This is a genomic window from Dactylosporangium sp. NPDC051485 (assembly GCF_040682015.1).
In the GTDB taxonomy this organism is placed as follows: domain Bacteria; phylum Actinomycetota; class Actinomycetes; order Mycobacteriales; family Micromonosporaceae; genus Dactylosporangium.
The window spans coordinates 1-12,443 of record NZ_JBFAZW010000188.1 but is presented as its reverse complement, the minus strand read 5'-3'; the positions used below and the strand labels follow the sequence as shown (position 1 = coordinate 12,443).

Annotated in this window: 10 protein-coding genes and 1 pseudogene; 9 read left to right on the top strand and 2 right to left on the bottom strand. The window is 71.7% G+C overall.

Annotated elements, in window-relative coordinates:
- From AB0M46_RS49510 to AB0M46_RS49490, 5 genes are all read left to right on the top strand, one after another.
- On the top strand, nucleotides 1–1,245 hold a 1,245-nt coding region (locus AB0M46_RS49510), incomplete at its 5' end, for a 6-phospho-beta-glucosidase (protein WP_363348395.1).
- On the top strand, nucleotides 1,242–2,222 hold the full coding sequence (locus AB0M46_RS49505) for a BadF/BadG/BcrA/BcrD ATPase family protein (RefSeq protein WP_363348393.1): 981 nt from the start codon (nucleotides 1,242–1,244) through the stop codon (nucleotides 2,220–2,222). The genes AB0M46_RS49510 and AB0M46_RS49505, both read left to right, overlap by 4 nt.
- A gap of 49 nt (nucleotides 2,223–2,271) precedes the next feature.
- The gene (locus tag AB0M46_RS49500; RefSeq protein WP_363348391.1) at nucleotides 2,272–3,540 is read left to right on the top strand and encodes an MFS transporter; all 1,269 of its coding nucleotides are present in this window, start codon (nucleotides 2,272–2,274) and stop codon (nucleotides 3,538–3,540) included.
- Nucleotides 3,541–3,827: 287 nt separating this feature from the next.
- Nucleotides 3,828–4,379 carry a TetR/AcrR family transcriptional regulator gene (locus AB0M46_RS49495; protein ID WP_363348389.1) on the top strand — a complete coding sequence of 184 codons (552 nt, stop codon included), beginning with the start codon at nucleotides 3,828–3,830 and terminating at the stop codon, nucleotides 4,377–4,379.
- A 23-nt stretch (nucleotides 4,380–4,402) separates the two neighbouring features.
- Nucleotides 4,403–6,580: an MMPL family transporter gene (locus AB0M46_RS49490; RefSeq protein WP_363348387.1), complete on the top strand. Its 2,178-nt coding sequence runs from the start codon at nucleotides 4,403–4,405 to the stop codon at nucleotides 6,578–6,580.
- A gap of 75 nt (nucleotides 6,581–6,655) precedes the next feature.
- Here the strand turns inward: AB0M46_RS49490 and AB0M46_RS49485 are convergent, their stop codons facing one another.
- A complete protein-coding gene (locus tag AB0M46_RS49485) occupies nucleotides 6,656–7,711 on the bottom strand; it encodes a hypothetical protein (RefSeq protein ID WP_363348385.1) in 1,056 nt (351 codons plus the stop codon).
- Nucleotides 7,712–7,833: 122 nt separating this feature from the next.
- Here AB0M46_RS49485 and AB0M46_RS49480 point away from each other — a divergent pair, with 122 nt between their 5' ends.
- The 3 genes from AB0M46_RS49480 to AB0M46_RS49470 all read left to right on the top strand — a co-directional run bounded on the left by AB0M46_RS49480 (nucleotide 7,834) and on the right by AB0M46_RS49470 (nucleotide 11,075).
- Nucleotides 7,834–8,445, top strand: coding sequence for a cyclase family protein (locus AB0M46_RS49480; RefSeq protein ID WP_363348383.1), 612 nt, complete (start codon nucleotides 7,834–7,836; stop codon nucleotides 8,443–8,445).
- Between the two features lie 181 nt (nucleotides 8,446–8,626).
- On the top strand, nucleotides 8,627–10,258 hold the full coding sequence (locus AB0M46_RS49475; RefSeq protein WP_363348381.1) for a glycosyl hydrolase family 18 protein: 1,632 nt from the start codon (nucleotides 8,627–8,629) through the stop codon (nucleotides 10,256–10,258).
- 10 nt (nucleotides 10,259–10,268) lie between these two features.
- Entirely contained in the window at nucleotides 10,269–11,075 is an 807-nt protein-coding gene (locus AB0M46_RS49470; RefSeq protein WP_363348379.1) for a serine hydrolase domain-containing protein, read from the top strand.
- A 199-nt stretch (nucleotides 11,076–11,274) separates the two neighbouring features.
- Here AB0M46_RS49470 and AB0M46_RS49465 read toward each other — a convergent pair whose 3' ends face one another.
- Entirely contained in the window at nucleotides 11,275–11,448 is a 174-nt protein-coding gene (locus tag AB0M46_RS49465) for a hypothetical protein (RefSeq protein WP_363348377.1), read from the bottom strand.
- A 552-nt stretch (nucleotides 11,449–12,000) separates the two neighbouring features.
- Between AB0M46_RS49465 and AB0M46_RS49460 the strand changes: the two are divergent.
- Nucleotides 12,001–12,443: pseudogene (locus AB0M46_RS49460) on the top strand (hypothetical protein); the annotation flags it as partial.

Sequence of the window (12,443 nt, the reverse complement as noted above, 5' to 3'; positions counted from 1 at the left end):
AGGTTGAAAATCGCCGTCGTCGGGGGCGGATCCACCTACACCCCAGAACTCATCGACGGGTTCGCACGACTCGCACCATTCGCCTCGGAGATCGTGCTGCTGGACCCGGATGCCGCCCGCCTCGAGGTGGTGGGCGCCTTCGCCCGCCGCCTCCTGCGCCACCACGGCAGCGCCGCCTCGTTGCGCTGGACCTCGGATCCCGACGACGCCCTGCGTGGCGCCGCCACCGTCGTCATCCAGCTGCGCGTCGGCGGCCAGCGGGCCCGCATCAGCGATGAGACCTTCCCGCTCGTGTGCGACTGCGTGGGCCAGGAGACGACCGGCGCCGGCGGCTTCGCCAAAGCCCTGCGCACCGTGCCGGTCGTGCTGGACATCGCCCGCCGCGCCGACCCCGGCGCCTGGATCGTCAACTTCACCAACCCGGTCGGCATCGTCACCCGCGCCCTGCTCGACGCCGGCTACCGGGCCGCCGGGCTGTGCAACGTGGCCATCGGCTTCCAGCGCCGCTGGGCCGCCGCGCTGGGCGTCGACCCGTCCGCCGTGACCCTGGACCATGTGGGCCTGAACCACCTGACCTGGGAGCGCGCCGCCTACGTGGACGGCGTGGACCGTCTCCCGGCGATGCTGGCGTCCAACGTGGACGACCTGGCCGCCGGCGTCCAGATCCCGGCCGAGGTGCTGACGTCGCTGGGCTGCGTCCCCTCGTACTACCTGCGCTACTTCTACTGCCACGACGAGGTCGTCACCGAGGAACGCGGCAAGCCGACCCGCGGCGCACGGGTCTCGGAGATCGAGGAGCAACTGCTGCGGATGTACGCCGACCCCTCCCTCGAGGAGAAGCCCGCCCTGCTGGGCGAGCGGGGCGGGGCCTTCTACTCGGAGGCCGCCGTCGGCCTGATCGCGTCCCTGCACGCCGACGACGGCGGCATCCACGCGGTCAACGTGCGCAACCGGGGCTTCTTCCCCTTCCTCTCCCCCGACGCCGTCATCGAGACCACCTGCCGGGTCGGCTCGTCCGGCGCCGAGCCCGTCCCGGCTCCCCCGCTGCGCCCCGAGCAGGCCGGCCTGATCGCCGCCGTCTCCGCCTACGAGGAACTGGCCGTCGAGGCGGCCGTGCAGGGCGGCCGCGACCGGGTGTACCGCGCCCTGCTGACCCACCCGCTCGTCGGCCAGCACGACAAGGCCGCCCGCCTGACCGACGAGCTCCTGGCCGCCAACCGCGACCACCTGGCCTGGCTGTCGTGACCGCGCGGCTCTATGCGGCGGCCGACGGTGGCAACTCCAAGACCCACGTGGTGCTCGGCGACTCCGACGGCCGCGTCCTGGCCCGGGTCGCCGGCCCGACCACCTCACCGCACGTGCTCGGCCTGCCCGCCGCGGTCGCCCAGCTCGGCGCGCTGGTGGCCGAGGCCCGGGCCGCCGCCGAACTGCCCTCCTCGATCGAGCTCGATCAGCTCTCGGTCTACGTCGCCGGCGCCGACCTGCCCGTCGAGGTGGAGCGGCTGAACGCGGAGGTCGCCGCCCTCGCCCTCGCCGGCGCGTCCACGGTGGACAACGACCTCTTCGCCCTGCTGCGCGCCGGCACCGCGACGCCGGACGCGGTCGGCGTGGTCTGCGGCGCCGGCATCAACGCCGTGGGCCGCCGCGCGGACGGCGCGACCTCCCGCTTCCCGGCGCTGGGCCAGATCTCCGGCGACTGGGGCGGCGGCCACCACATCGCCGCCCTCGCCCTGTTCCACGCCTGCCGAGCCGAGGACGGCCGCGGCCCGGCCACGGCCCTGGCCGACGCGGTGCGCACCCACTTCGACCGCCCGAGCGTCGAGTCGGTCACCGTCGGCGTGCACCTGGGCGAGATCCCCTCGACCTACCTGGACGAGCTGAGCGAGCTGCTCTTCGCGGTCGCGGCCGGCGGCGACGAGGTGGCCACCCGGGTGGTACGCCGCCTGGCCGACGAGATCGAGGCGCTGATCCGCGTCTCGGCGTCGAGGCTCGGCCTGCTGGCCTCGCCCTTCACCATCGTCCTCGGCGGCGGCGTGCTCACGGCCCGGCACCCGCAACTGCACGACGACCTGCTGGCCCGCCTGACCCGGCTCTGCCCCCAGGCAACGGTCACGGTGCTCTCCTCCCCGCCCGTGGCCGGCGCGGCGCTGCTCGCGCTGGACGCCTTGCACGGCGGCGTGTGCCCCCCACCCGTGGAGGCCGCCGTGCGGTCCGTGCTCTAACGCGGGCGTACGAGCGAAGAGGGACGTATAAACGAAGAGACCGGGATGCATGCGAACGGCCCGGACTGGACCGGCCGGCGCGCGGGAGGTCGTCACGGAGCTGAACGGCGCGGAGGAGGCCCGGGCAGGGCAGACCGGGGCGGCAACGTTTCGCGGGCTGGCCGCCAGCCCGCAGTTCATGGTGCTCATCGGCGGATTCGCGCTGTACGGCATGGCGGTCGCGGTGACGGCGCTGGGGTTGTCGGTGCTGGTGTACCAGCGCACCGGGTCGGCGCTGCTCAGCGGGCTGGGGCTGGCGGCGGAGTCGTTGCCGTACCTCATCGGGGCTACGTTCCTGCTCGCCCACGCCGATCGGGTGCCGCCCCGGCCGGGACTGGCCGGGGTCGGGGTGGCGCAGGTGGCGGTGCTTGCGCTGCTGGCCAGCGGGTGGCTGCCGGTTGCGGCGATGCTCGCGGTGACGTTCGGGCTGGGCGTGGTGCTGCCGATCGGCACGGCGATCCGGTCGGCGTTGCTGCCGGAGCTGCTGCGGCCGGGGCTGTACGTGCTCGGGCGGGCCGTGCTGAACGTGACCGGGTACGTCACGCAGGTTGTCGGGTACGCGCTCGGCGGCACGCTGCTCGTGGTGCTGGGTGCGCGGGCCACGCTCTGGGTGGCGGCCGGGCTGGCGCTGGGCGCCGTGGTGGTCCACTGGGTGGGGCTGCGGGCGCGGGCGGCGCGGGGGCCGGGGCAGGGGGCGGCGTGGCGGCAGACGTGGCGGGTGAACCGGCGGCTGCTCGGCGACGGGCGGATCAGGCGGCTGCTGCTGGCGCACTGGCTGCCGCTGGCGGCGATCGCGGGGCCGGAGGCGGCGCTGGTGCCCTACGCGGCCGGGCACGGCGAGGCGGCGCTGGCCGGTGGGCTGCTCTGGGCCGTCGCGGCGGGCAACCTGGTCGGGGACCTGACCGTGGGGCGGTACGTGCCGGTCGGGCGGCAGGAGCGGCTGGTGCTGCCGCTGGCGCTGCTGATGGGGGTGCCGCTGCTGGGGTTCGCGGCCAGGCCGGGGCTGGCCGGGGCGGCCGGGCTGTGCTTCGTGGCGTCGACCGGGGTGGCGTACCAGCTCGGGCTGCAACGCAGGTTCCTCGACGCGGTGCCCGAGGAGGTTCGGGGGCAGGCGTTCGGGCTGCTCGTCACCGGGATCACCACGGTGCAGAGCCTGGCCGTCGCCGTCGCGGCCGCGTTGGCCGAGGCGCTGGGGCCGGGGACCGTCGTCGTGGTGTTCGGGGGCGTGACGGTGGCGATCGCACTCACCCTGACCCGCCTTCTCCGACACAATCCGTGACGACCGCGGGGCTCGCAGAAGAGGCGGCTTGCTGGTCGTGGCCCCACCGGGGCGTGGCGTGCCCGCGCCGGCCGGACGATACCGTCCAAACACATTCGCGCTGGTGGGAGCGTTGACATTCGCCGCAGGGTGCCGATAAGGAAGCCGAGCGGCTGTGAGGTGACTCTCAAACTGGCCGATCGGTCAGCCACTGACCGATCGGTCAGGCATGCTGGGCCGAGACCCTGACCGATCGGACAGGGTGGCCGAGCGTGATGTAGGCCGGGCCGGTGGGCGGAGGTGGAGCCGTGGGGCGCAGCAGCACCCGGGACGAGATTCTAGGCGCAGCGGCGCGCCAGTTCGCCGCGGCCGGGTACAAGGGGACCTCGCTGCACGACATCGCGGTCGAGGTGGGGTGCTCGAAGGCCGCGCTGCTGTACCACTTCGACAGCAAAGAGGCGATCCTCACCTCACTGTGCGCGCCGGCGATCGCCGAGCTCGAGGGGCTCCATGCGCGCCTCGACGGGCTCGACGACGCGACCGCGCGGACGACGGCGATCGAGGGGTTCGTCGGCCTTTGCCTGCGGTACCGCAAGGAGATCCAGGTCATCTACGGCGACCTGCCGGGCCTGTTGCAGCGGCCGGCTCTGCAACGAGTACACCTCATGACCCAGAAGATCTGCGAGGTCCTCGCCGGGACGTCCGGGTCGCCCACCAGCGTCATCGCGGCCAAGCTCGTGCTCGCCGGGATTCCGGCGATCGCGTTCGCCATCGACCTGGAAATGCACGACTACTCCGACGAGGAACTGCGCGCCGCGCTCATCGAGGCGGCGACGCGGGCACTGGCACCGCTCACCTAAAACACCGTTAGGACACGAACGTCATGGCTACTGTGCTCTACCGGCTCGGCCGGGCCTCGTTCCGGCACCGCTGGGTGGTGCTGATCTTATGGATCGTCGTGCTCGGGGCGCTCGGCGGCGCGGCCGCCGCGTTCAAGGGGCCGACCTCCAGCAACTTCACCATGCCCGGGACCGAGTCGCAGCGCGCGATCGACGCGCTGAAGCAGCAGTTCCCGGAGGCCAGCGGGGCCACCGGCACGATCGTGATCGCGGCGCCCGAGGGCGCGAACCTGGCCGCTGACGCCAACAAGGCGGCGGTACTGGGACTGGTGCAGGAGGCCAACAAGCTGCCCGGCGTGGTCGGGGCGATGGATCCGTACAGCATCGGGGCGCTGTCCCAAGACGGCCGGTACGCGCTGCTCACCGTGCAGTTCACCAACCGCGCGGACCAGGTGACCAAGGACCAGCGGGCCGCGTACGAGGCCACCGGGGCTGCGGCGGAGAAGGCGGGCCTGCGGGTCGAGCACGGCGGCGAGGTGATGAACCACGAGCCCGAGGTCGGCGGCAAGGAGGGCATCGGCGTGGTCATCGCGCTGGTGGTCCTGCTGGTGACGTTCGGCTCGCTGATCGCGGCCGGCATGACCATGCTCAACGCGCTGCTGGGCGTCGGGGCCGGCATGGCCGGGCTCTACGCGCTGTCCAGCGCCGTGCACCTGACCAGCACCGCGCCGGTGCTGGCGCTCATGCTCGGCCTCGCGGTCGGCATCGACTACTCGCTGTTCATCTCCTCCCGGCACCGGCAGAACCTGGTCGAGGGGCACGCGCCGGACGAGGCGGCGGGCCGCGCGGTCGGCACCGCCGGCTCGGCGGTCGTCTTCGCCGGGCTCACCGTGGTCATCGCGCTGGCCGGCCTCGCGGTGGTGAACATCCCGTTCCTGACCGTGATGGGCCTGGCCGCGGCCGGCACGGTGGCCGTCGCGGTGCTGGTGGCGATCACGCTGCAGCCGGCGCTGCTGGCCTTCGCCGGCCGGAAGATCCTGTCCCGGACGCAGCGCAAGGCGCTCGCCGAGGGCGCGGCGCACCACAGCGAGAACTTCGGCTTCCGCTGGGCCCGCTGGATGATCCGCCTGCGGGTGCCGGTGATCCTGGTCGGCGTGCTCGGGCTGGCCGCCCTGGCCATCCCGGCCGCGCACATGCGCATCGCCCTGCCCGGGGCGAGCGCCGGGCCGGCCGACACCCCGGCCCGCAGGGCGGCCGACCTCATCGACCAGGGCTTCGGGCCGGGCTTCAACGGACGGCTCGCGCTCGTGGTGTCCAGCAGCTCCCCCGACGTGACCAAGGCCAAGGCCGGCGAGGCCATCAAGGCCGTCACCGGTACCGAGAACCTGCTCGCCGCCACCCCGCCGAACTTCAGCCGCGACGGCAAGACCGCGCTGGTGGCCCTGATCCCGAAGACCGGCCCGACGGACGCGGCGACCGAGGACCTCGTCCACGCGGTCCGGACCAAGCTCAAGACCGTCGGCGGGGCCGACTTCGCGGTGACCGGGCAGACGGCGGTCGGCATCGACGTGTCGGAGAAGCTGTCGGACGCGATGCCGGAGTACCTGCTGCTGGTCGTCGGGCTGTCCGTGCTCCTGCTGATGCTGGTGTTCCGCTCGATCCTGGTGCCGCTCAAGGCCGCCGCCGGGTTCCTGCTCACCGTGGGCGCCACGTTCGGCATCACGGTGCTGGTGTTCCAGGACGGCCACCTCGGCTCGCTGGTCGGGCTGGATCAGCCCGGGCCGCTGGTGAGCTTCCTGCCGATCCTGCTCATCGGCATCCTGTTCGGCCTGGCGATGGACTACGAGGTCTTCCTCGTGTCGCGGATGCGCGAGGACTTCGTGCACGGCGACACCCCGCGGCAGGCCACGATCAACGGCATGGGCCACGGCGCCCGGGTGGTGACCGCGGCGGCGATCATCATGGCGTCGGTGTTCGCGGGCTTCATCCTGGTCGACGACCCGGTCATCAAGTCGATGGGCTTCGCCCTGGCGATCGGCGTGGCGATCGACGCCTTCATCGTCCGCATGACGATCGTCCCGGCGGTGGTGTCGCTGCTCGGCCGGGCCGCGTGGTGGATCCCGCGCTGGCTGGACAAGATCCTGCCGAACGTCGACATCGAGGGCGAGAAGTTGCGGGAGCACCTGTCCACGGAGCCGGCCAAGGAACCGGTCTCGGTGTAGCACCCGAAACATCCGAAAAGTCCGGTGCACTCGCACCGGACTTTTTCGGCTTTCGCACGCGGCGCACCAGCCGGGTCAGAGGACGTAGACGTTGTAGTCATAGGGGCGGCCTCGGTCGTAGATGGCACGCAGCCAGGGCTGCCTTACCTCGGGCAATCGGGCCAGAACGCTGAAGAAGATCCAGCCGTCCGGCTCGAGTCGGTAACCGGGGAGCAGCGCCGGCAGGGCCTCCGGCAGCATCGGAACCGACCGTCCGACCGGCTTGGGGTCGCGGTGGAACGCGAGGTGCCGCCATGCGTCCCAGGCCAGCGGGACCGGCTTCACCGGCTGGGCCACCGGCCAGTGTTCGCCGGTCTGCGGATGTTCCGGGACGAGGGCGAGGTGGCCGTCGGCGGCCGGAAGGCCGGGCCCGGCCAGGACCAGGGTGCGCTCGGGCCGCGTGCTGGCCGGGCCGACGAGACGGTCGAGGGTGGGCCGGAGGATTTCGGTGACCCGGTGATCCGGGATCAGGATCGGGTCGCCGCCCGAGGCGGCCAGCAAGTGCGCCAGCGCCGAGGCAAGGGCGGCCGCCCATATCGGGTGCCAGCCGCCGTTTGGTTCGGACGGCGGGAGGCCGGGCCGCTGGTCGATCAGGTCCGTCCAGTCGAGCACCGGGTGCGGGCCGGGACCTTCCTCGATCACGCGGGTTGTCAGCGGATCCAGCCACACCGCCTGCCACAGGCCGCAGTCGTCGATCCGGGTGGCCACCGGCGTGCCACAGGTGACGCAGACCGTGTTGGGTTCGCCGCCGCCGAGGCCGCAGCACGCGGAGTCGCCGGCCAGCGCCGGGTCGATGACGGCGCCGCGGACGTCCCCTGGGGCGAGTAGCACCTGGCCGGCCGGTCCGTCGGAGATGCTGAACCTCGGCGCGTACCAGCCAAGTGCCTCGGCCTCACCAGCTTCGAGCTCGGCCCACCGGCGCCACGGCGAACCGGAGGGCAGCGGATCCACCGCGAATGTGCCGGGTTCCAGCACCGGGTCGAGTGAACCCGGCGCACTGCCGTACGTCTGATGCGCGTGGACGGGAAGCGCCACCCTTGACACCGGAACCGTCAGAGCGGCTCCGCAGGTCCGGCAGCCGTGAATCGTCATGGCACCCTCGCGTCGACTGAGGTTAATCTAGCTCACCTTCAACTGTGACCGTCCGTGTTCGAACGGCGGGCGTCCGGTGTTCTGCCGGCGGCCGGCGTGGCTACCCTGCGTAAACTCGAATCGTGATCGTGGACCTTTCGCACGAGATCGCCGCTGGCATGTTCACCGGCTTGTTCGAGATCGGGCCGCTGAGCGTGTTCGGCAACATCGGCACCTACCTCGACGCGCCGTACCGCTACGACGCCGACCGGGCCGACCTCGCACGCCTTCCGCTCGAACGGCTGGTCGACGTGTCGATCACCATTGTGTCCGCGATCGGCCGGACCGCAGTGACCGCGGCCGACCTCGGCGACCCCGGCCAGTTGTGGGGACGCGCCGTCCTGGTGCACACCGGCTGGGCCCGCCACTGGGCGACGCCCCGCTACCTCGACCCGGACTGCCCGCACCTGACGCCTGACGCCGTCGACAAGCTCGTTGACGCCAACGCTGCGCTCGTCGGCATCGACTCGCCCCACATCGACGATCCGGCCGACCCGAACCGGCTCGCCCGCCGGCGGCTGCTCGGTGCCGACATCCCGATCATCGAACACCTGACCAACCTCGAATCAGTACCGGGCACAGGGGCCCGCTTGATCGCCCTCCCCCCGCCGATACGGGCGATGGCGTCGTTCCCCGTGCGCGCCGTCGCTGTCTACGACGGCTCGGGCTCGCACCAACCAGCAGCCGTCCGGTAGCCGATGATCTGCTGTGCGGCGCCCAGCCGGCCGGGTTGGTGCGAGACGACATCAATCCGCCCCACAGCCGGCCCGATCGGCCGCCGCCGGATGGTCGAGATCATGTCGACCGGGCTCCGCCCTCTGGACAGGAACAGTTAACAAACCTAATAATGGCGACCACCGTCGATGGAGGTCGCCCATGAAGCGCGTCGCGCTCGTACTCGGCGCCGCTACCTTGCTGGTCACGGGCATATTCGTGGCCACCAACGCGTATGCGGCCAACCTTCTCAGTAATCCCGGCTTCGAGAGCGGCTCGCTATCGGGCTGGTCCTGTACCGGATCCGGATCGGGCGCGGTCACCTCGCCTGTGCACTCCGGCTCGTACGCCCTGAACGGCAACGCCACCGCCTCGGACAACGCGCAGTGCACGCAGACGGTCTCCGTCCAGCCGAACACCGCGTACACCCTGTCGGGCTGGGTCCGCGGCAACTACGTCTACATCGGGGTCACCGGCGGCGCCTCCACCTGGACGCCCACCGCCTCCGCCTACACCAAGCTGTCGGTGGCGTTCACCACCGGCGCGAGCCAGACCTCCGTCCAGGTGTTCCTGCACGGGTGGTACGGCCAGGGCGCCTACAACGCCGACGACATCTCCCTGGACGGGCCGGGCACGCCCCCGACCTCGACGCCGCCGACGTCGCCGTCCGCCACGGCGAGCGCCTCGCCCTCCCCGACCCAGTCGGCCTCGCCGTCGCCGTCCAAGTCGCCCAGCACCAGCCCGACCCCGAGCAGCAGCACCCCGCCGGTGACCGGGCTGGCGAAGCACGCGCTCATCGGCTACATGCACGCGAGCTTCGCCAACGGATCCGGCTACATCCGCATGGCTGACATCCCGTCGTCCTGGGACGTCATCGACCTCGCGTTCGGCGAGCCGACCAGCGTGACCTCCGGCGACATCCGGTTCAACCGCTGCTCGGTGGCCGAGTGCCCGAACGTGGAGTCCGACGCGGAGTTCCTCGCCGCCATCAAGGCCAAGCAGGCCCAGGGCAAGAAGGTGCTGCTGTCGATCGGCGGGCAGAACGGCGAGGTGCAGCTGACCACGACCGCCGCCCGGGACACGTTCGTCAACTCGGTCGCCGCCATCATCGACAAGTGGGGCCTCGACGGGCTCGACGTCGACTTCGAGGGCCACTCGCTGTACCTCAACGCCGGCGACAGCGACTTCCGCAACCCGACGACCCCGGTCATCGTGAACCTCATCTCGGCGCTGAAGTCCCTCAAGACCAGGTACGGCACCAAGTTCGTGCTGACGATGGCGCCCGAGACGTTCTTCGTCCAGCTCGGCTACCAGTTCTACGGCGGCACCAGCGCCGGGGACAACCGGGCCGGCTCGTTCCTGCCGGTCATCCACGCGGTGCGCGACTTCCTGACCATCCTGCACGTCCAGGACTACAACTCGGGCCCGATCTGGGGCCTGGACAACCAGTACCACACCATGGGCGGCGCGGACTTCCACATCGCCATGACCGACATGCTCAAGGCCGGCTTCCCGGTCGCCAACACCGGCCAGACCTTCCCCGGCCTGCGCCCGGACCAGATCGCCATCGGCGTGCCGGCCGCGGTGAGCGCCGGCAACGGCTACGTGGCACCGGCCGTGGTCCAGAGCGCGGTCACCTGCCTGGTGTCGGGCTCCGGCTGCGGCGGATACACCCTCCGCGGCGGTACCTCACCGGCGTTCCGCGGCCTCATGACCTGGTCGATCAACTGGGACAGGTACTACAACTGGGAGTTCATGAACGCCCAGCGCCCCTTCCTGAACTCGTTGCCGTAGTTTTCAACGGGTGAGCGCACTCGAACTCGTGAGCAGCTGGCCCGTGCAGACCGCCGCCGTGGTGGTCGTGGACGCCAAGGGTGTCCGCGACCGCCACGGCCCGGACGTCGCTCTCCCGTGGGCGTCGGTCACGAAGCTGCTGACGGCCCTGACGGTCCTCGTGGCCGTGGATCGGGGTGACGTACTGCTGGACGAGGCCGCCGGCCCCGAGGGCGCGACGGTCCGCCACCTGCTGGCGCACACCTCCGGCGTGGCCTTCGACGACGACTCGCTCCTGTCCGCCCCGGGCCGCAAGCGCATCTACTCCAACCGCGGCTTCGAGCTGCTCGCCGACTTCGTCCTGACCCGCACCGGCGGCACGTTCGCCGAGCTGATGACAGAGTCGGTCCTGCGCCCGCTCGGCATGGGCGGCACCCGCCTCGAGGGCTCCCCCGCCGCCGGCGCCGTCGGCCCGGTGTCCGACCTCGCCCTGCTGGGCCAGGAGCTGCTCGACCCGTCGCTCGTGCCCGACCTCATGCCGGAGGCCACGACGGTGCAGTACCCCGGCGTCTCCGGCGTGCTGCCCGGCTTCGGCCGCCAGGACCCGAACGACTGGGGCCTCGGCTTCGAACTGCGCGACGGCAAGTCCCCGCACTGGACCGGCGGCCGCAACAGCCCGCGCACCTTCGGCCACTTCGGCAGGTCGGGCACGTTCCTGTGGGTCGACCCGGACGCCGGCCTGGCCCTGGCCTGCCTGACCAACCGCGACTTCGGCGAGTGGGCGGCCGAGGTCTGGCCCGCCCTGTCCGACGCCGTGCTGGCGGAGCAGGCGGCCTGAGCCGCGACGACAGCGCACTCCAGCCGGCCGGCCAACAGCGGAGGCGATCCAGCGGCGGCCCTGACGCAAAGTCACCCGATAACCGAATATCGGACATATCGACTCTTTTACCTGGTCGTTGTCGCGGACAAGGCGGCCTTCGCCTGCGGTGACCCCGAGCGCAGCCCCTCGCCGATGAGGTCGCCGCCGGCGCCGTAGATCAGCTCACGGCGGTTGCCCGATGCGGAGAAGCCGCGGCAGCGCCGGGGCGGCTCGAGCAGGCCCTGGCGACGGCGAACAGGAGCGTCGCCGGGTCGATCGGCACCACGCCCCGCACCCCGGCGGCCAGCGCCCCGCCGAATCGGCTGAACCGGCGATCGGTCCGGGCATCCATCCCCGGGCCACCGTCACCACGACGAGGCTGTCGGCGTGCTGGCCGTGCGGCCACCGCGCTGCATCGAGTGCGGGCCGAGTGCTGGGCGTTGCCGATGTGGGTCTGCGGGGTCGAGCCGGGCTCGGCAAGCCGCCCCGCCCTGCGCACGCATTTCGAGCGCCGCTGCGCGCTTCGTTGAGATCACCTCGTTGTCTGGCTCTGGATGGTATTCCCGTGTTCGTCGTGGGCCGGGAGTTTCGCTGATCCGGGTTTGCTGTGTGGACGGTTCCGGTCAGGCCGGAAGGGGACACCTGAAAGGCCTTCCCGTCCACTCCGGGACCGGGAAGAGTATTCCTCACCGGGGCAGGAAACGCCCCGGGTGGAACACCGGGAAGCGTCCGGTGACACCAACCAACGCTATCGAACCGGGGCGAAGCCATGTCTGTTTGAGTCTGCCGGACGGGCGTTATCGAAGGCAGCAAACCGCGCGCTACACAAAAGGCCGGTGACTCGTTCACGGCAATTCCCGACCATGCAGCCAGCATTCCTATACCGCACGAATTGGAGCGCCCGATGTTGACGTCACTGCGGCCCCTGGCCACCACCATGTGCGCGGCCGCGGCCGTTGTCGGACTGTCCACCCTCGCCGGCTGTTCCTCCGACAGCCGCCCGGCCACCGACGCCGCGCCCGCCACAACCGGTGTGCTCACCCCGCAGGCATCAACGCCGGCCACTCCCAGCACCCCCAGCTCTCCCAGCTCTCCCGGCTCTGCCGGCCCCTCCACCAGCCCGGCCACCAGCCCGGCGGCCGGGGCTAAACCCGCCGCCCGTCCGTCCGGGGCCGGCAGCCCGGTCACGAGGCCGGCCGCGGATCCGTGTCCTGTCAGTGCGGCGGCGTTGTTGAGCGCGTTGCACGACAGTCCGGACTTCTACCAGCGCGCGGCGAAGCCGGCCGCGTTGCAGGACGTCGCGTGTGCCAGCGGATACGCCATCGCGGGCACCGCCTACGACGGGCA

Coding starts and splice junctions, on each gene's coding strand:
- AB0M46_RS49475 (WP_363348381.1), top strand. CDS start 8,627: ATGAAGCGCGTCGCGCTCGTACTCGGCGCCGCTACCTTGCTGGTCACG.
- AB0M46_RS49490 (WP_363348387.1), top strand. CDS start 4,403: ATGGCTACTGTGCTCTACCGGCTCGGCCGGGCCTCGTTCCGGCACCGC.
- AB0M46_RS49465 (WP_363348377.1), bottom strand. CDS start 11,448: ATGGATGCCCGGACCGATCGCCGGTTCAGCCGATTCGGCGGGGCGCTG.
- AB0M46_RS49500 (WP_363348391.1), top strand. CDS start 2,272: ATGCGAACGGCCCGGACTGGACCGGCCGGCGCGCGGGAGGTCGTCACG.
- AB0M46_RS49485 (WP_363348385.1), bottom strand. CDS start 7,711: ATGACGATTCACGGCTGCCGGACCTGCGGAGCCGCTCTGACGGTTCCG.